Origin of the sequence: Ochrobactrum vermis (genome assembly GCF_002975205.1) — a bacterium.
GTDB lineage: Bacteria > Pseudomonadota > Alphaproteobacteria > Rhizobiales > Rhizobiaceae > Brucella > Brucella vermis.
In genome coordinates this window covers 2092119-2110916 of record NZ_PCOC01000002.1, presented here as the reverse complement: position 1 = coordinate 2110916, position 18798 = coordinate 2092119, and the positions used below count along the sequence as shown (strand labels likewise).

Below are 18798 nucleotides of genomic sequence, written 5' to 3'. Positions count from 1 at the left end.
TCCGATCATGACGATTCCGGTTTCACCTTCGGCGGCCCAGTTCCGCAGACGGTATCGGCTGACTGAGCAGCCGATCAGCTTCTCGCTTGACGGTGCGCCTTGCGAGGGCCGCCGTGGCGACACGGTGTTGACCGCCATTCTCTCGGTGCAGGGAAAGGTGCGTCATACCGAATTTACCGGCGAACCGCGTGCGGGCTTCTGCCTGATCGGCGCATGTCAGGATTGTCATGTGATGACTGCCGAGGGCTACAGGCTTCGTGCCTGCACCACGCTTCTGGAAGACGGCATGGCATTTGTAACGGAGCCAGCATTATGAGCGCGTTGCTCAATCCGGTTATTGTTGGCGCTGGTCCCGCAGGCATTCGCGCTGCCGAAACGCTGGTCAAGGCGGGTCTTAAACCCATCGTGCTTGATGAAGGCTTTCGTTCAGGTGGTCAGATTTATCGCCGTCCGCTTTTCGATGATGGCCGCAGCTATAAAGCGCGCTATGGTTCGGAAGCGCATAAGGCCGAAGCGCTGCACAAGACTTTTGACACGCTGCGCGGCGCAATCGATTATCGCCCGGAAACGCTCATCTGGAATATCACGCGCAGCGAAGGTGATCGTCTCGATCTTCTGACCAAAGGCGCGCATAGCCAGTTGCCCTATAGCCATCTCATTCTGGCAACCGGCGCAACCGACCGGGTTCTGCCGTTCAAAGGCTGGACCAAGCCCGGTGTCTATACGCTGGGTGCATCGCAAACGGCGCTCAAAGCGCAAGGCTGTACGGTTGGCGAACGCGTGGTGTTCATGGGTTCGGGGCCGCTGCTTTATCTGGTGGCCTGGCAGTATCATCATGCAGGTGCGAAGGTCGCAGCGGTTCTCGACACAGCACCCTTCACCTCCAAGTTTCATCTGGCACATCTCGCGCTTTATGCGCCGCGTATCGTGGCGCTCGGCGCCTATTATGGTCTGCGTCTCAAGCTTGGTGGCGTGCCGATCCATTATAATGTTCGGCCGGATGAGGTTCTGGGCGAAGGCCATGTTGAAGGCATTCGCTTTCGCACGGGCAAGCACGTGCGCGAGGCTCAGTGCGATGCGCTGGCTTATGGTTTTGCGCTGCGTCCTGAAACCCAGCTTGCCGATCTCGCCGGTTGCGAATTCCGCTTTGAAGAACGCGACCGTGCATGGCTTCCTGCAGCCGACAGGTTTGGCCGTTCAAGCCGCGAAGGTGTTTATGTAGCGGGTGACGGTGCAGGCATTGCCGGTGCCGATGCTGCTGAAATTCGTGGGTCATTGGCCGCGATTGCTTTGCTGCGCGATAGGGGCCTGCCATTTGACGAAGGCACGGAACGCGGGCTTCTCACGAAGCTCGATCATATCTATCGCGAGCGCCTGATCGTCGAAAAAGCCTTCCCGTTCCCGCGCGACTGGTTCGACACGATTGCTGGCGATGTTACGCTTTGCCGTTGCGAAGAAATCGCGGTGCGTGATGCGAAGGCAGTCATCGGCCAAGGTGATACGCGTGAGATCAACCGGCTCAAAGCGCTTACCCGTGTCGGCATGGGCCGCTGTCAGGGGCGCATGTGTACCGCTGCCGCCGCAGAACTTCTGGCGTCGATGCAGGACAAGGCGCCTGCTGAAGCCGGGCGCATCCGTGCTCAGGCACCGGTCAAGCCGATCCCGCTCGGCTTTGGCGCTCCGGCCAAGGAAGGCGCTTCGTCATGATCAGGCAACTTCAGGCGGATGCGGTGATTATTGGCGGCGGGATTGTTGGCGGATCGGCGGCACTTTTCATGCGTCAGGCCGGATTGTCGGTCATCCTGCTCGACAAGGGCTTTTGCGGTGCGCAGGCAAGCGGCGTCAATTATGGCGGCGTTCGCAGGCAGGGTCGCGCACCAGAACAGCTTCCGCTTGCGCAGCGTTCGCACAAATTGTGGGCGCGTCTGCCGGAACTGATCGGTATCGATGGCGAATATAACCGCAGCGGACATTTGAAGCTTGCCCGTACCAAAGCGCATTTCGCCAAGCTTGAAGCCTATGCAGAAAAAGTCAGACCGCTCGGGCTTGATGTCGAGCTGATCGGCGGCAATGCCGTGCGCGAACGTTTCCCATGGCTTCCGGGCGATGTCGCAGGTGCTTCGCTTTGTGCGGAAGATGGTAATGCCAATCCGCGTCTGGTTTCGCCTGCTTTTGCCCGCGCCGCGCTGGCTGCAGGTGCCACCGTTCTGGAAAACACACCGGTCATCGAAGCGCGTGAAACCGGCGACGGTTTTGCCGTTCTGGCTGGCGACGGCATTGAGATCCGCTCGCGCCTTCTGTTCAATTGCGCCGGTGCCTGGTCGGATCAGTTCGCGGCTTCGTTCGGCGAGCCGGTTCCGTTGACGCGGATTTATCCCACAATGGTTGTGACCGAGCCGATGCCGTTTCGCTTGCCGATGAGCCTCGGCGAAGAAGGCGGTGGTTTCTACGGCCGTCAGGTCACACGCGGCAATTATGTCATGGGTGGCGGACGCGGTACGCCGCTTGAAAACCCGGACTTTTCGCGGCCTTCGGTCAATGCGGCTTCCTCGGTAATGCTGCGTGCAATCGAGCTGTTTCCGCATCTTCAACATGCACAGGTGATCCGTTTCTGGTCAGGAACCGAGGCTGAAATGCCGGACGACAACCCGGTGATCGGGCCAAGCAGTCGGGTCAAGAACCTTTATCACGCCTTCGGCTTTTGCGGCGCCGGTTTCCAGACCGGACCGGCAGTCGGCGCGGTCCTCGCAGACCTTGCGCTCAAGGGCGAGACAGAAACACCGATCGATGCATTTTCGATCAACCGCTTCAATCTAAAACTTAACCACGAAGGGAACCAAGCATGAAAAATCAACGTATTATCGCCATGGCGACAATGGCACTCGGCCTATCGGCAGCTTTTGTATCGGGCGCATCGGCTGAAACCAAGACGCTCTATATCGGCATGAATGGCGGCAACATGGAGCGCGCCTATACCGAGCACGTTCTGCCGGAATTCGAAAAGGCCAACGACGTCAAGGTCGTTGTCGTGCCGGGCACTTCGGCTGATATTCTGGCCAAGGCAACCGCGCAGAAAGACAAGCCACAAATGCATGTCATGCTGCTCGATGACGGCGTCATGGTGCGTGCGATCAATGCTGGCCTTTGCCAGAAAATCTCCGACGATCCGGTTCTTTCTGACATTCAGCCGGCGGCTCGTCTGAAGGACGACATGGCAATCGGCGTCGATATGGGCATGACCGGCATTGCCTATAACAAGAAGCTGTTCGACGAAAAGGGCTGGGCAGCTCCAACCTCATGGATGGATTTCGCTGACGAAAAATATGCGAATGCCGTTGTGTTCCAGTCGGCTTCCGCCTCGACTTTCGGTCTCCATGCATTTCTGATGTTCAACCGCATTCAGGGTGGTGACGACAAGAACCTCGAACCGGGTTTCGAAAAGTTCCCGGACACCATTGGCAAGAACGTTCTGGAATTCATCCCGTCCTCGGCCAAGATTTCGGAAATGGTTCAGACTGGCGAAGCCGCGATCTTCCCGCTGACGCCAACCGGTGTAAACAACCTGAAGGACAAGGGCATTCCGGTTGAATATGCACAGCCGAAGGAAGGTTCCGTCATTCTCGCAGTGACTGAATGCGTTCTCGCAGGCAACAGCGAACCTGAACTGAGCCAGAAACTCGCACATTACCTGCTTTCCGCTGATGCGCAGAGCAAGGCGCTCGATCATGGCAACGTCATTCCGTCGAACCAGAAGGCAAAGGCCGGGACACCGGAAGCACAGGCCAAGCTCGACGCTTTCAATGGTTACATGAAAACAGCAAAAACGCTCGATTGGGACGCAGTCAATGAAGGCCGTCAGCAGCTCAACAGCCGCTGGAACCGCACCATCGAAAAGTAAGATCCGCGACACGGTTTGAAAAAAGCCCGCCTCGGGAAACCGCGGCGGGCTTTTTGCCGGAAAGCTGCTTACGCATCGCCCGCTGATATTGTAGCTTGCCCGCAAATCATCCGGGCAAATCGATGGATCGGGGCAAGCGTTGAAAAAAGCGGCAGCATTCGCATTACTTGGAATTGTGTTGGCGGCACCCGCACTCGCTGAAGACAACTGGAAAGCCGTCGAGGAAATCAAGACCTACGCCATTGCCGGGAAAACCGGTCCCGGACTTTACGAATCCATTGGCGAGCGCGGTCCGAAGATCGGCGGCGGCAAAACCCGGGTCATCGCCCATACCAGCTATGTGCTGACCTGGGACCGGCAGTTCGACCGCTCCAATAATGCCTGCACGATCCTGTCGGCCACGCCGAAGCTGAAGATCACCTATACGCTGCCGAAGCCCTCGCAGAAGCTTGCCTCCCCGGTGAAGGAACATTGGGAGACTTTTGCCGAAGGCATCCGCAAGCACGAGCTTGTGCATGGCGACCATGCCAAGGATATGACCCGCGAGATCGTGCGCCGGACCGTTGGCCTGTCGGTTCCAAACGATCCCAAATGCCAGAAGATCCGCAAGGTTCTGATCAAGGAAATCACCGATATGGTGGACGTGCAGCGCGCTCAAGGCCGCGCTTTCGACAGGGTGGAGATGGGCAATGGCGGCAATGTTCACCAGCTTATTCTGGCGCTGGTGAACGGCGGCTAGCACTACTGTTGCATTCTTCGTGATGCCGGTCTGCAAAGAGCAATTTATTTGCGTTCCGGCGCTCACGTACCTTCAAGTACGCTCCGCTCCGGTACTCGAAAATCATTCTTTTCACCAGGCCTGACGAATTTGAAACAGTGGTGCTGGAACGTTCGGGTACGACGGTCGAATTACGGCATTTTGAACCAGATGGAACATTTCTGGTATCCAGCAAATGAAGGGCTTATCGCGCTCGCCCAAACAGAAATTATTGACATTCTAACCAGTTAGTACATTTTAGGGAAATGGCGCAGCTGGCCGATGCGATTCCGTTCTGAAGTGGGATGGACTGAGGAGCGATGGATTGCAGGTTGCGATAGGGTTCTGCCGAAAGCCGCAATGGTTTTCTGACAGGGCTTTCGTTGCGATGGTCGGCCCGGAATCGGACAAGGACTGTGGGAACGGCGATGTTTCACCCTGGATGCATGGCGCATCCTGCCGGTGATAACGCGTCGCTTTCGCCTAAAACTTGGAAAAGGGGCAGCAGTCTGCAAGCAATGCGCCAGGAGGAGGCCGGGAGGAGGAACCGTGAAAGTTTTAGTGGATTTCTATTTTACGGCGGCACGGTTCGCTATTGCCTGCCTTCTCGGCGGCATGGTGGTACTTGTGTTCGGCAATGTGGTGCTGCGCTACGCCTTCAATCAGGGCATAACGGTTTCAGAAGAACTGTCGCGCATCTTCTTTATCTGGCTCACGTTTCTTGGCGCGGTGGTCGCCCTGCGCGACCATGCTCATCTGGGCGTGGATTCGCTGGTGCGCCGCCTGTCGCCTTCAGGCGCACGCATTGCGCTGGTCGCCGGTCATATCATGATGTTCGGCGCAACATGGCTCGTTCTTTCGGGAAGCTGGACGCAGACCCTTATCAATATTCCGACACTGGCTCCGGCGACGGGTATGTCTATGGGCTGGTTCTATGGCGCGGGACTGGCCTTTGCCGTCCCCGCACTTTTGATCATTGCGTGGAACGGTTTCGGCATCGCAACCGGGCGGATCGACGTCGCCAAGACGCATTTCGTGACGGATAGCGAGGAGCATGTCACGCCCGTCCCGACCGATGAAAATCGCAAATAGGGCGCGCTGACCATGACTTTGCTCATCTTTCTTGCCGCCCTTCTGGTTCCGATGGCGCTCGGCGTCCCGGTTGCCTTTGCACTCATCATCAGCGGTACGGCGCTGATGATGTATATGGATTTGTTCGACGCCCAGATCGTGGCGCAGAACGTGCTGAACGGCGCCGACAGTTTTCCGCTGATGGCCGTTCCCTTTTTCCTGCTTGCCGGAGAAATCATGAATGCGGGCGGCCTTTCGCGTCGCATCGTCAATCTCGCACTGGTCATGGTGGGGCACGTGCGCGGCGGTCTCGGTTTCGTCGCCATCTTTGCTGCCTGTGTGATTGCCAGCCTTTCGGGTTCGGCGGTCGCGGATGCGGCAGCGCTCGGCGCATTGCTGTTTCCGATGATGCGCAATGCCGGACATGAACCGGGCCGTGCTGCCGGGCTGATCGCCTCGGCCTCGATTATCGCGCCGATCATCCCGCCATCCATCGGTTTCATCCTGTTTGGTGTGATCGGCGGAGTATCGATCACCAAGCTCTTTCTGGCAGGTATTTTCCCTGGCCTGATGATAGCCGTCGCGCTGTGCGTGACCTGGTTCATCCTCGCGCGTCGCGAACAGTTCGAACTCCCGAAGAAGGCCGAGCCCGGTGCACGGATGCGTGCTTTCCTCGACAGTATCTGGGCCTTGATGCTGCCGGTCATCATCATCGTCGGCCTTCGCTTCGGTGTGTTCACGCCGACGGAAGCGGGCGTGGTTGCCGCTGTCTATTCGCTGTTCGTCGCAACGGTGATCTATCGGGAATTGCCTCTTTCTCGGCTCTATCCGGCCATGGTGGATGCAGCAAAGACGACCGCCGTCGTGATGTTCCTCGTTGCGAGCGCCAGCGTTTCGGCCTGGATGATTACGGTTGCCGATGTGCCGGGTGAGCTGGCCGAACTGGTGCGACCTTTGATGGATAACCAGACGCTTCTGCTGCTTGCTATCATGCTCATCGTTGTTCTTGTCGGCGTGGCCATGGATATGACCCCGACAATCCTGATCCTGACGCCGGTGCTGATGCCGATCATCAAGGAGGCAGGCATCGATCCGGTCTATTTCGGCGTGCTGTTCATCATCAACAATTCCATCGGCCTCATCACCCCGCCTGTCGGCACGGTGCTGAATGTGGTGTGCGGTGTTGCGCGCCTGCCGTTTGAAAAGGTGATGACGGGTGTGCTGCCGTTCCTGATCGCGCAGCTCGTGGTGCTTTTCCTGATGGTGCTGTTCCCGCAACTGGTGACAGTGCCGATGGGCTGGTTTCACTAAATCAAAGGCGGGCGCTGCGTGAAGCGGCCCTGAAAACATTGAATTTTTGAGTGGGAGGAAGACATGAAGAAAATACTGAAGACGATGGCACTGGGAATGGTGCTGCCGCTGGCCCTGATGATGACGACGGCCATGGCTGAAATCCGTTCGCAGACGATCAAGTTTGCTGCCGCCAACAGCAAGGGCCATCCCCAGGTCACGGGCATGGAGAAATTTGCCGAGCTGGTGAAGGAAAAGAGCGGCGGACAGATCAACGCGAAACTGTTTCCCGGCGGCGTTCTGGGCAGCGACCCGCAGACGCTTTCCGGCTTGCAGGGCGGCGTCGTGGAAATGACCGTGATGAATGCAGGCATCCTGTCCAGCACCATCAAGGCATTCGAAGCAGTCGACCTGCCGTTCCTGTTCAACAGCGGCGAGGAAGCCGACAAGGTCATGGATGGCCCGTTCGGCACCAATCTGATGAAACGCCTGCCCGACACAGGGCTGGTCGGGCTTGCCTATTGGGAGCTCGGTTTCCGCAATCTGACCAATAATCGTCATCCGGTCGCAAAACTGGAGGATATTGCCGGGCTGAAGATCCGCACCCTGCAATCGCCGGCTCCGGTTGCCCTGTTCAATGCGCTCGGCGCCAATGCGGTGCCGCTGCCCTATACCGAGCTTTATACGGCGCTTGAAACCGGCACGGTCGATGGGCAGGAAAATCCCAATGCCAACATCATCAATGCCAAATTCTATGAAGTGCAGAAATATCTGACGCTGACCCGCCACCAGTATAATCCGCAGATCGTCATGATCAGCAAGAAGTTCTGGGATCGCCTCAACGATGAGGAAAAGGCGGTGATCGAGCAGGCAGCGGTCGAGGCACGGGATTATCAGCGCAAGGTTTCGCGCGAGCAGGATGCGACCGCGCTCGATGAGATCAAGAAGACCGGTATGCAGGTTACCGAACTGACGCCGGAAGAAACCGCGCGCCTGCGTGACGCGGTCAAGCCGATCATCGAAAAGTTTACCGCCGAAATCGGTGCGGAAACGGTCGATGAACTCTTTGCCGAATTGAAGAAAGTGCGCGGAGAAAACTAGAATAATCACGGCGCAGGCCGATACTGAACAAGATGATCCGGGCAGAATTGCCCGGACCATGAGCAGAAAACTCCGGTCTGGCCGGAGACAGGAGCGTGACATGAAGACTTCGATAGCAACCGTCTCCATCAGCGGCGATCTCCAGCAGAAGCTTGGAGCCATAGCCAAAGCCGGGTTCGACGGGGTGGAGATTTTCGAGAACGATTTTCTCACCTTTGACGAAAGCCCGCGTCAGGTGGGCCAGATGGCGCGCGATCTCGGTCTGGAGATCACGCTTTTCCAGCCTTTCCGCGATTTCGAAGGCATGCCGGAGCCTTTGCGCAGCCGCACTTTCGACCGCGCGGAGCGCAAGTTCGACCTGATGCAGGAGCTCGGCACCGATCTCGTTCTGGTCTGTTCGAACGTGTCGCCAGCCGCTATCGGCGGCATCGACCGCGCTGCAGATGATTTTCGCGAGCTTGGCGAAAGAGCGGCGCGGCGCAATTTGCGCGTCGGTTATGAAGCACTCGCCTGGGGTCGCCATATCAGCGACCACCGCGATGCATGGGAGATCGTGCGCCGCGCCGACCACCCCAATGTCGGCCTTATCCTCGACAGTTTTCATACGCTGGCGCGCAAGATCGACGTGAATTCGATCCGCTCCATTCCGAAGGACAAGCTTTTCATTATCCAGATGGCTGACGCGCCGCTGATCGACATGGATCTGCTTTACTGGAGTCGCCATTATCGCAACATGCCGGGCGAAGGCGACCTGCCGGTTCTGGATTTCATGCGCGCCGTGGCTGCGACCGGCTATGATGGCTATTTCTCGCTCGAAATCTTCAACGACCAGTTCCGTGGCGGATCACCAGCCACAATCGCCGCCGATGGACGCCGTTCGCTCATCTATCTCGGTGATCAGGTTCGCCGGGTGGAGCCGGACAACAAGTTGACGGTTGCTACCATGCCGCCCCGCGCAAAGGTGCACGGTGTCGGCTTTGTCGAGTTTGCCACCCATGCCGACGATGCCGAGCGGCTGGTTTCCGCTGTTGGTGCGCTGGGCTTCAGGCTGGCAGGCAAGCATCGCACGAAAGACGTTGCGCTCTACCGGCAGGGCGACATCAACCTCGTCATCAATACGGATACGCGCGGCTTCGCAAGCTCGGCCTATGCGGTCCACGGCACTGCTGCCTACGCAATGGGGCTGGTCGTGGACGATGCGGCTGAAGCCCATGCCCGCGCCGTCGCCATGGGGGCGGAGAGTTTTGAACAACCGCTCGATCCGGGCGAAATCGGCATGCCCGCCATTCGCGGTGTCGGCGGCGGACTGGTTTATTTTCTCGATGAGAAAACCGATCTCGGTCACATCTTCGATATCGAGTTCGAGCCGGTGGCGGGAAATGATACCGGGATCGGCGTTGGCCTCACCCATATCGATCACGTTGCCCAGACGATGAAGTTCGATGAACTTCTGACTTGGCTGCTTTTCTACACTTCACTCACGGAATCGCGGAAGTCGCCCATGGTCGATATCGTCGATCCGGGCGGCGTCGTGCGCAGCCAGGTGGTTGAAAACGACGAGGGAACGTTGCGTATCACGCTCAACGGCGCGGAAAACCGTCGCACTCTCGCCGGTCGCTTCATCGCCGAAACCTTCGGGTCGGGCATTCAGCATCTGGCCTTCGCGACCGACGATATCTTTGCGACGGCTGCGGCTTTGCGTGACAACGGGTTCCACACGCTGGAAATCTCGCCGAATTATTATGACGATCTGGAAGCGCGTCTCGGTCTCGATCCCGAGTTCACCGACCGGCTCAAGGCTGCGAACGTGCTTTATGATCGCGATGAGAGCGGGGAATATTTCCAGCTTTACAGCCCGACCGACGATCAGGGCTTCTTTTTCGAAGTCGTGCAGAGGCGAGGCTATAAAGGGTATGGCGCGGCCAACGCGATATTCCGCATTGCCGCGCTGCGGCGCTACATGCGCCCGGCGGGAATGCCGAAAAGTGCCGCAGCACTCTGAGCGCTGAAGGGGAGGACTATGGCAAAGGCACTCGCCAAGACGCAGCCGCGCAAGAACGATCCCGATGCGACGCGTGAGAATATTCTCGACATTGCGGCGCGTGAGTTCGTGGCATCGGGTTTCTCAGGCGCGCGCGTGGATGAAATCGCGGCGCAGACCCGCACGTCCAAGCGCATGATCTACTATTATTTCGGCAGCAAGGACGGGCTTTATCTCGCCGTGCTGGAACGGGCCTATGGCAAGATACGCACGCTTGAAAGCTCGCTGTCGCTTGACGATCAAGACCCGGAATCCGCCATGCGCAGTCTGGTGGAAAGTACCTTCGATCATGACGATGCCAATCCGGATTTCGTGCGGCTCGTCGCGGTGGAAAATATTCACCGTGCCGAACATATGGAACGCTCCGATGTTCTGTCGCGCCAGAATGTAACCATTCTGGAAACGATCGAGAAAATCCTTGAGCGCGGTCGTGAGCAGGGCATCTTTCAAAGGCGCATTTCCGCGCTCGACCTTCACATGCTGATCAGCGCGCAATGCTTTTTCCGCGTGTCCAACCGACATACGTTCGGAGCGATCTTCGGCACTGATCTGATGGCTTCCGAGGTGAAAGCGCGGCATCGCCGCCTGATCAGCGACACGATCATCGCCCTTCTGAAAAGTCCCGAATGATCGGCAGGCCAAGCTTGATTTGGGATCGGCGTGGTCCGGTCCTGCGGAGAATTAGAATTGATAAGTGAAGTGACCAAACGTCGTGTGCATGTCGGATTGATCGGCGCAAATATTCAGCGCTCGCTTTCGCCGGCAATGCATATGCAGGAAGGTGAGGCCGCTGGTCTTGCCTATCGCTACGACATTCTCGACATCGCCGAAAATGGACGTTCGGCAGGCGATCTGCCCGCACTTGTCGATGAGGCCGAAGCTGCGGGATTCGCCGGTCTCAATATCACGCATCCCTGCAAGCAGGCTGCGGTGGCGCTGGTCGATGAACTTTCGCCCCATGCTTTGGCGCTGCAATCGATCAACACGGTGGTGTTTGCCGATGGCAGGCGCATCGGTCACAACACCGACTGGTGGGGCTATGCGGAAGGGTTTCGCCGTGGTCTGCCGGGAGCATCGCTGGAACGTGTCGTGCTGCTCGGTGCGGGCGGAGCAGGTGTCGCCGTTGCCTATGCGCTGGCCGAAATGGGCGCGCGGGAAGTCCATATTTTCGACCTCGATGCCGCGAAGGTCGATGCGGTAATCGGCAAGCTTGTTTCCGTGCAGCCGGAATGCAGTTTCATTGCCGGGGGCGATCTGGACGAAACATTGGCTCAGGCCTCGGGTCTGGTCCACGCGACGCCGATGGGCATGGATGCGCATCCGGGCCTGCCGCTTGCGCCAGTATTGGTGCAACCGCATCTCTGGGTTTCGGATATTGTCTATTTTCCTTTGCAGACGGCGCTGGTTCGGCTTGCCAAAGAGCGCGGCTGCCGGGTGCTCAATGGCGGTGGCATGGCCGTTTTTCAGGCGGTCGGTGCCTTCGAACTCTTCAGCGGCATCAAGGCCGACCCGGACCGGATGCTGGCCCACTTTGCACGGTTGCAAGTCGCACGCGGCTAGCCTGTTTCTCCATGCCTGCCTGTCATTTACAAGGTGCGTCGGTCCCCGGCGCACCTTTTTATATTCAGAGGTTTTCGGAATCGATGACGCTCTGTCGTAAAATCGTTCATTAAGAATATGCAGATTGTTGACAATATTTCGGGTGCGTGTTTAGCTTGCTAATCCTTTCTCCGCCAAATGAGGGAAAGGTAAAGCTAATTAAGGGGAACTAAAATGATCAATAGACGCGCAGTTGTGAAGACTGCGGCGCTTGGCGCCGTTTCTATATTTGCGCTCATGTCCGCGTCGGCCTCCCAGGCTGCGGACAAGGAGTTGAAGATCGGGTTCGTCGGTGTCACCAGTGGCCCTGCTGCGGCCTGGGGCACATCCAATGTTCGCTCGATGCAGGTTCGCGCCGACTGGCTCAATGAGCAGGGCGGCGTAAAGATCGGCGACGACACCTACAAGATCAAGGTGGTTACTTTCGACGATCAGAAGGACCCGAAGCGCGCCATCGCCGGGATGGAAAAGATGGCTCAGGAAGGCGTCCATTACGTGGTCGGCCCGAATGTCGATGATGGCGCTGCCGCCGTTCGCCCGGTGGCGGAAGCCAAGGGCATCATCTATTTCCCTTATTCCTTCCCGAAGGAACTCTATACGCCGCCGGCATCCAATGCCGTTCTCGGCATGATTGCCAACTACCAGTCAGGCCCGGCGATCTATAAATACCTCAAGGATAACAAAGGTATCAAGACGGTGGCCTTCGTGGCGGCCAATGAATCCGATCCGCTCAGCCAGCGCGACAGCGGTATCGAGGCGGCCAAGGCGCTTGGTCTCGAAGTCGTTTCGACCAACGATGCCTATCAAAACGACACGCGCGACTTCACGCCTGTTCTGACGCCGATCATCATGCAGAAGCCGGACCTGCTGGTATTGTCGGGCGTTGCGCCGGGCAATGCGCCGCTGCTTATCCGTGCCGCGCGCGAGCTTGGCTATCAGGGCTTCATTTCCACCGAAACCGCGCAGGATGCCAAGGTTCTGGAGGAAGGCGCAGGTGAACTCGCCAACGGCTTCATCTCGGTCGGTGGCGCTTCCACGCCGGAAATCGCATCTGACGCGATGAAGGAATTTGTCGACCGTTATACCAAGGCCTATGGCGAGTATAACGACGAGTCCAACACCAAGGTCTACGCGCTCGAATACATCGTCGAGACACTCAAGGCCAACCCGGCTGCGGTCGACAATGTCGAGGAATTCAAGAAGACGATGGACACGTTCTCCGCGCCCAATCCTTTCGTCAAGGGCGATGGCGACGGTTCCAAACTGACTTATGTCGGCACCTCTTCTTTCACGCAGAAGCGACAGATCGGCATTCCGATGGTTGTTACGGAGTACAAGGACGGCAAGTTCGAAACGCTCTTCGTCGGCCAGGTCGATTAGCAAACAGGCCTGAACAGCCCGAAGCGGAGCTAGAATATTTCCGCTTCGGGCCTCCCACCCATCAGGAACTGTCACGGAGTTTCGGGCCTGCCTTTGAGCTCGCCTGATGCTTCGCACGAGGGAGTTTGCCTTCATGGAACAAGTGATAGCCAATGGGCTATATCTGGGTGCGCAATATGCATTGATCGCGTTGGGACTGACGCTGATTTTCGCGCTCATGAACGTCCTCAATTTTGCGCACGGCCAGATGTATGTGCTGGGCGGTTTCGTCACCTATACGGTCTACGGGCAGCTCGGCCTGCCGTTTGTTGTCGCGCTTCTGGCCTCCGCCGTCACATTGATGATCGTCGGTGCGCTGATCGAAAAATTTCTCTTCCGACCGGTCATCAAGCGAAGCCTGCGCGATGAAAGCACGATGCTGCTTGCCGCCGCTATTGCCTTTTTCCTTGATGCGGTGATCCTGCTTCTGTTCGGTGAAAAACAGCGCGGCGTGCCGAAGATCGTCAATGGCGTCTTCGTGTCTGACTGGCTGATCATGCCTTATGACCGCATCCTGATCGGTGTGCTTGCGGTGGTGTTCATCGCAGCCTTCGTTCTTTTCATGCAATATACAAAACCCGGTCGCGCGATGCGCGCGCTCGCCCAGGACCGCGTGGCCGCGCAGTTGATGGGCGTGAATGTTGACCGCTATTCAATGATAGGTTTCGCGCTGGGGGCAATGCTTGCGGGGCTGGTCGGTGGATTGCTGGTCGCTATTACCGGTGTCAATTCCGGCATTGGTGGCGCCATTTCCATCAAGGCCTTCATGATGGTGATGATTGGCGGCGCGGGCGTCGTCAGTGGCGCCATTGCCGGCGGCTTCATCCTCGGCATGATGGAATCCGTCGGTCTGACGGTGCTGCGCTCCTATGGTGACATCACCTATCTCGTCATCTTCGCTGCATTGATGGTGTTCCTGAGCATCCGTCCGAACGGGCTCATGGGCAAACCGTGGGGTTGAGGGGGCTGTCATGACAAACACAAGCAAGTATATCGGCAACCATATTGGCAAGCTGATCGGTGTCGCTGCCTTTCTGGCCCTGATTTTCATCGGTATTCCGGTCTTGATCGAGGCGACCGGACGGCACGATCTCTATTATACGCTCACGTCAGTGGCGCTTCTTTCCATCGCCAGCAGCGGTGTGTGGCTTACCTTTTATATCGGGCGGATCAATATCGGCCAGGGCGCTTATGCTCTCATGGGCGGCTATGTGTCGGCGATCCTGATGGTGAAATACGGCGTTTCCTTCTGGCTGACGCTGCCCATTGCCGGGCTGTTTTGCGCGGTTGCCAGTATTCTGATCGGCCTGCCGATCCTGCGGCTTCGTGGTGTCTATTTCGCCATGGTCACGCTGGTTCTGACCGAAGTTGTCCGTCTTCTGGCGATGGCGCTGCCCATCACCAACGGCGCCAAGGGCATGGTCAGCATTCCGATGCCGGGCGGAATATCGCTTTTCGGACTGACCATCCTGCCGGATTTTGCAACACTGCAGAACCCGCGCGCTGCCTTCTATTTCGTGTCCATCGTGCTGATGGTGCTTTGCTTCGCTGGGCTTTACCGTCTCATCAACTCGCGTATCGGCGGCCTTTGCCAGTCGTTGCAGCAAAATGAGGAGCTTGCCTCGTCTATTGGCGTCAACATCACCAATCTGCGTGTGCTGGCCTATGCGATCTCGTCCTTCCTTGGCGGGCTTGGTGGCGCGATGTTCGTCGCGATCTCGCAATCGATCTATCCGTCGAGCTTCACGGTCACGGACTCGGTCAATTTCATGCTCAACTGCTTTCTGGGCGGGCTTGGCTATGTGTTCGGCCCGATCATTGGAACCTTCGTTCTTTATTTCGGCTGGGACTTTTTGTTCCAGACCGGCAAGTTCCAGCTTCTCATCTTCTCTAGCGTTCTCATCATCCTGATGCTGTTCCTGCCCAACGGACTTCTCAGCCTCAGACTGACCGGACGGAAGGGAACAGGATCATGAGCGATCTTCTGGAAGTCAAAAACCTGACCAAACGCTTCGGCGGTCTGGTGGCGGTCAACGATGTTTCCTTTTCGGTGCGGGAAAAGGAAATCCTGTCGGTCATCGGGCCGAATGGCGCGGGCAAGTCCACTCTGTTCAAGCTGATCGCCTCTTTCCTCAATCCCACCACCGGGGAAGTTCGCTTCAAGGGCGAGCGCATATCGGGTCTGGCACCGCATATCGTGGCGCGAAAGGGCGTGGTGCGCACCTTCCAGGAAACGACGATCTTCAAGGGCATGACGGTACGCGACAATGTGATTGTCGGTCACCATCTGCGCGCCAAGGCGACTTTCCTCGGTTGTTATGTGGGGTCGAGCCTTGCCCGCCGGGATCAAGAGGAATTCGGACGCTCTGCCGACGAAATCCTGCAGTTCCTGGGGCTGTGGAAGCAGCGTGACGAGGTAGCGCAGAACCTGCCGCATGGCCATTTGCGCGCACTCGGCATCGCCATCGGTCTGGCGACGCAACCGAAGATATTGCTTCTGGATGAACCTTTTGCCGGGATGAATCATGACGAAACCGTCAAGGCCGTGGAATTGGTGCGCGCGGTCCGCGACAGGGGTGTCACGGTGTTGCTGGTGGAACATGATATGCCTGCGGTGATGAATATTTCCGACCGGATCGTCGTCATCAATTTTGGACAGAAGATAGCGGAAGGAACGCCGAAGCAAATCCAGGAAAACGAGAAGGTGATTGAAGCCTATCTCGGTGCAGAAGACGAAACGATTGGATATTGACCATGGCAGAGCTGCTCAAAGTTTCCGATGCCGAACTCTATTACGATCACGTCTATGCACTGAAGGGCGTTTCCCTGAGCGTTCAGGAGGGCGAGACGGTTGCGCTGATCGGTGCCAATGGTGCAGGAAAATCTTCGATCCTGCGGGCGATCACAGGGCTGAAAAAGATCCGCAAGGGCGAAATCCACTATGAGGGTCGCCGGATCGATGGCACCCGGTCGGACGAGATTGTCAGGATGGGGATCGCCATGGTACCGGAAGGCCGCCGCGTCTTTCCCTATATGAGCGTGCGCGACAATCTGATGATGGGGGCATTCACCCGCTCAAGCAAGGCGGATATCGCCAACACGCTGGAGATGGTTCTGGGGTGGTTCCCCCGCCTGAAAGAGCGCTATTCGCAGGCTGCGGGCACGATGAGTGGCGGCGAGCAGCAAATGCTGGTTATCGGGCGCGCGCTCATGGCCAAGCCGAAGCTTCTGCTGCTGGACGAGCCGTCTCTCGGGGTCGCGCCCAAGCTGGTGCAGGATATCGCCCGCTCTATCGTGGCTATCAACCGCGACGAAAAGGTGAGTGTCCTTCTGGTCGAGCAGAATTCGCGTATGGCGCTGCGCATTTCGCAGCGCGCTTATGCCCTGACGATCGGAAAGATTGTTCTGTCCGGTAATTCGGAAGAACTGGCGACGGACGACCGGGTCAAGAAACTCTATCTGGGTGGGGAGGTTTGACTACCGGCGCCGGATGACGGGCCGAAGCGCTTCCAGAAAAATGAACTAGGCAGAGTGTCCGAAAAGGCGCTCTGGACCATCCAGAACGACAACAAATATTTTGATGGTTTGAGGAAAATGGAAATACTTGTCATCAACCCCAATACGACTGCATCGATGACGCACAAGATCGGCGAAGCTGCGCGCAGCGTGGCAAACGCCGAAACAACAATCATCGCGACCAATCCGCTTGACGGTCCGCCAAGCATCGAAGGATATTTCGACGAGGTTTTTGCCATTCCCGGCATGATCGGGGAAATGCAGAAGCACCCGACTGCCGATGCCTGTGTCATCGCCTGTTTCGACGATACCGGTCTTGATGCAGCGCGCTGTGCCGGAACCATGCCGGTGATCGGTATCGGCGAGGCGGCATTTCACATGGCAAGCCTGATTGCCGGAAAATTCAGCGTCGTCACTACGCTATCCCGTTCGGTACCGGCCATCGAACATAACCTATCCCGCTACGGCCTTATATCGCGTTGCGCCCGTGTGCGGGCTAGCGATGTGGCGGTGCTCGATCTGGAAATTCCGGGTTCGGATGCCCGTCACAAGGTCTCGAACGAAATCGCGAAGGCGGTTCGGGAAGATCATGCCGAAGCGATTGTGCTCGGTTGCGCGGGTATGGCTGACCTTGCCGCTTCCCTTTCGAGAGAGCACGGCCTGCCCGTTATCGATGGCGTAACCTGTGCGGTGAAACTGTGCGAAAGCCTCGTGGGACTCGGCTTGAAAACGTCGAAACTTGGAGGCTATCAACTGCCGCGAATGAAGGGCTTTCAAGGTATTTTTGAACCTTTTTCGCCGCAAAACTGATAAATGATGTTGGATTTGATCCGAAAACGTGATGTCCCGAATGATTTCAGCCGGGTTTGTGCATCAAAACTGGCGAAATTGTTGACACTCGTGGGACCTGTGTTCGATATGTAAGCGAGCAAAAAATTGGATATGCGGATGGTGTATCGCCCGATCACCTCCGCCATTTCTACAGCTTCTACTGGATGATGATGACCCTGGCTGAGACGAACATGACAGACCAAAACGGCGGCGGAAATCTCCGCTGGCTTCCGGTCTATAACGGCTTGCGCGATGCGGTTGTCAGCCATCGTCTGCTTCCTGGGACCAAGCTCCCGGAGGACGAGCTGGCGACGATCTATTCCGTCAGCCGCGCCTTCGTGCGCGCGGCCTTGCAGGCACTGGCCCATGACAGGCTTGTGCGTCTGGAACCCAATCGCGGAGCTTTCGTTGCCGAGCCCTCACGCGAAGAAGCGCGCGAAGTGTTTGAGGCGCGCTTGCTGATCGAGCCGGAGGTGGCTTCACTTGCGGCGAAGGTCATCAAGCCCAAGCAGGTCAGGCAGCTACGCCAGCATCTCCACGACGAACACGAGGCGCTTCACGCTGGACGCGACAGCGAGGCTATCATGCTGTCGGCGCTTTTTCACACGCATCTGGCCGAGATTTCAGGGCATTCGATTCTGGCGGGTTTTGTCGGTGATCTGCTGCCGCGTTCCTCGCTCATCATTTCGCTCTATTGGGAACGGCGCGAGACAACCTGCCAGTGCGATGCACACCACGCGCTGGTCGACGCGATTGAAAAGCACAAGAGCGGCGAGGCTGCGGTCTTGATGAAGACCCATATTCTCGATCTGCTGGCAGGCCTCAATCTTGAGCGTGTCGACAAAGAGCAGAAGCGTTTGTCGGATATTCTGCGTTAGAGCGCATTCCGAAACGTGCGCAGCGGTTTTCGGAAATGATGCGCGTAAAACAACTGGATAGAGTATTTCCAATGGCTCAAGTTAAACTGGAAATGCTCGTGAGCATATTTCGATCTGCTTAAATCGGGTCGGCTCGATTTTTAAAAGTAACGCCATGTGCGTTGTGATCCTCTCACGCCATTTATCTGTTTTCATTCACTGTTTGCATGCAAGTCCGTTGGGGAGACTTGTCATCCTGAATTAACGCGCAACAGAAAATAAAGAATTATACAGAAGATGTTTTAGCGACCAAAAACATTTGGGATTTCTTCCAGAATGCGATAGCGTTTCCGCAGTTCCGTGGGAGGACATTATGAAATGCGGTGGGGGAAGTGATTTGCAAAAGCTCCCCGCTTAG

18 protein-coding genes are annotated in these 18798 nt (G+C 57.3%); all 18 read left to right on the top strand.

Translation table 11 applies throughout. The features are described from left to right. Positions 1-7: 7 nt before the first annotated feature. The 18 genes from CQZ93_RS24005 to CQZ93_RS23920 all read left to right on the top strand — a co-directional run bounded on the left by CQZ93_RS24005 (position 8) and on the right by CQZ93_RS23920 (position 18401). Positions 8-316 (top strand): (2Fe-2S)-binding protein, encoded by a 309-nt coding sequence (locus tag CQZ93_RS24005; protein WP_105545010.1) that lies wholly within the window; start codon positions 8-10, stop codon positions 314-316. After that, a complete protein-coding gene (locus tag CQZ93_RS24000) occupies positions 313-1707 on the top strand; it encodes an FAD/NAD(P)-dependent oxidoreductase (RefSeq protein ID WP_105545009.1) in 1395 nt (464 codons plus the stop codon). The genes CQZ93_RS24005 and CQZ93_RS24000 overlap by 4 nt, the downstream gene beginning before the upstream one ends. Then, positions 1704-2846, top strand: coding sequence for an NAD(P)/FAD-dependent oxidoreductase (locus tag CQZ93_RS23995; protein WP_105545008.1), 1143 nt, complete (start codon positions 1704-1706; stop codon positions 2844-2846). Before CQZ93_RS24000 ends, CQZ93_RS23995 begins: the two co-directional genes overlap by 4 nt. Beyond that, entirely contained in the window at positions 2843-3898 is a 1056-nt protein-coding gene (locus tag CQZ93_RS23990; protein WP_105545007.1) for an ABC transporter substrate-binding protein, read from the top strand. Before CQZ93_RS23995 ends, CQZ93_RS23990 begins: the two co-directional genes overlap by 4 nt. Before the next feature lie 139 nt (positions 3899-4037). Beyond that, positions 4038-4637: a DUF922 domain-containing Zn-dependent protease gene (locus CQZ93_RS23985; protein ID WP_105545006.1), complete on the top strand. Its 600-nt coding sequence runs from the start codon at positions 4038-4040 to the stop codon at positions 4635-4637. 567 nt (positions 4638-5204) lie between these two features. Further along, the gene (locus CQZ93_RS23980) at positions 5205-5747 is read left to right on the top strand and encodes a TRAP transporter small permease (protein ID WP_105545005.1); all 543 of its coding nucleotides are present in this window, start codon (positions 5205-5207) and stop codon (positions 5745-5747) included. Positions 5748-5759: 12 nt separating this feature from the next. Further along, on the top strand, positions 5760-7037 hold the full coding sequence (locus CQZ93_RS23975) for a TRAP transporter large permease subunit (RefSeq protein ID WP_105545004.1): 1278 nt from the start codon (positions 5760-5762) through the stop codon (positions 7035-7037). Between the two features lie 63 nt (positions 7038-7100). Then, entirely contained in the window at positions 7101-8117 is a 1017-nt protein-coding gene (locus CQZ93_RS23970; RefSeq protein WP_105545003.1) for a TRAP transporter substrate-binding protein, read from the top strand. A gap of 100 nt (positions 8118-8217) precedes the next feature. Next, positions 8218-10119 (top strand): bifunctional sugar phosphate isomerase/epimerase/4-hydroxyphenylpyruvate dioxygenase family protein, encoded by a 1902-nt coding sequence (locus CQZ93_RS23965; protein ID WP_105545002.1) that lies wholly within the window; start codon positions 8218-8220, stop codon positions 10117-10119. A gap of 18 nt (positions 10120-10137) precedes the next feature. After that, positions 10138-10788 (top strand): TetR/AcrR family transcriptional regulator, encoded by a 651-nt coding sequence (locus CQZ93_RS23960; protein ID WP_105545001.1) that lies wholly within the window; start codon positions 10138-10140, stop codon positions 10786-10788. Positions 10789-10845: 57 nt separating this feature from the next. Further along, positions 10846-11718, top strand: a complete 873-nt coding sequence (locus CQZ93_RS23955) for a shikimate dehydrogenase (protein WP_105545000.1) — start codon at positions 10846-10848, stop codon at positions 11716-11718. 213 nt (positions 11719-11931) lie between these two features. Then, positions 11932-13137: an ABC transporter substrate-binding protein gene (locus tag CQZ93_RS23950; protein WP_105544999.1), complete on the top strand. Its 1206-nt coding sequence runs from the start codon at positions 11932-11934 to the stop codon at positions 13135-13137. A gap of 133 nt (positions 13138-13270) precedes the next feature. Beyond that, entirely contained in the window at positions 13271-14137 is an 867-nt protein-coding gene (locus tag CQZ93_RS23945) for a branched-chain amino acid ABC transporter permease (RefSeq protein WP_105545289.1), read from the top strand. A 10-nt stretch (positions 14138-14147) separates the two neighbouring features. After that, positions 14148-15152 (top strand): branched-chain amino acid ABC transporter permease, encoded by a 1005-nt coding sequence (locus CQZ93_RS23940; protein ID WP_105544998.1) that lies wholly within the window; start codon positions 14148-14150, stop codon positions 15150-15152. Beyond that, positions 15149-15928 (top strand): ABC transporter ATP-binding protein, encoded by a 780-nt coding sequence (locus CQZ93_RS23935; RefSeq protein ID WP_105544997.1) that lies wholly within the window; start codon positions 15149-15151, stop codon positions 15926-15928. Before CQZ93_RS23940 ends, CQZ93_RS23935 begins: the two co-directional genes overlap by 4 nt. A 2-nt stretch (positions 15929-15930) precedes the next feature. Further along, entirely contained in the window at positions 15931-16653 is a 723-nt protein-coding gene (locus CQZ93_RS23930) for an ABC transporter ATP-binding protein (RefSeq protein ID WP_105544996.1), read from the top strand. A 117-nt stretch (positions 16654-16770) separates the two neighbouring features. Further along, positions 16771-17502, top strand: coding sequence for an aspartate/glutamate racemase family protein (locus CQZ93_RS23925; RefSeq protein ID WP_105545288.1), 732 nt, complete (start codon positions 16771-16773; stop codon positions 17500-17502). A gap of 191 nt (positions 17503-17693) precedes the next feature. Beyond that, a complete protein-coding gene (locus CQZ93_RS23920) occupies positions 17694-18401 on the top strand; it encodes a GntR family transcriptional regulator (RefSeq protein WP_105545287.1) in 708 nt (235 codons plus the stop codon). Positions 18402-18798: the final 397 nt, after the last annotated feature.